The following is a 376-nucleotide window of genomic DNA, read 5'->3' on the forward strand; positions in this document are numbered from 1 at the left end:
GTCGCCATTGGATAAAGCCTTTTTACTTTTCCATAAGCCGTCTGTTGATTGTTTGCGTTTACGTTGACATTCAGTTTTATTCCGCCAATCATAATGTTAAAGTGGTAACTAATCATTTTTACTGTTGTAGTTTTATTGAGTTTTCTTGCTGTTATAACAAAAACAAGGATACGTGATTTTCGGTCTTTTGTCACATTTACCGTTGTCACATATCTCTGCATTTAAGAGAGTGTCTTTTTTTACGTATTCAAGTGTTTACCAAAAATCGTAGTTTGATAGAAGGTGATTTTTTATGTATTTGATTTTCTTCTGCAACCGTAATTCCTGTAAAGACTTGAATATCCCATAATCAGACTGCCTGTTTCCTTAGCCATTG

1 protein-coding gene is annotated in these 376 nt (G+C 33.8%); it reads right to left on the reverse strand.

The annotated features are described in order from the left end of the window. The coding region (locus H6A34_RS14680; RefSeq protein WP_205106106.1) for a hypothetical protein at positions 1-209 on the reverse strand (209 nt) is incomplete at its 3' end. Positions 210-376: the final 167 nt, after the last annotated feature.

This window comes from Marseilla massiliensis (assembly GCF_016899855.1).
In the GTDB taxonomy this organism is placed as follows: Bacteria; Bacteroidota; Bacteroidia; order Bacteroidales; family Bacteroidaceae; genus Prevotella.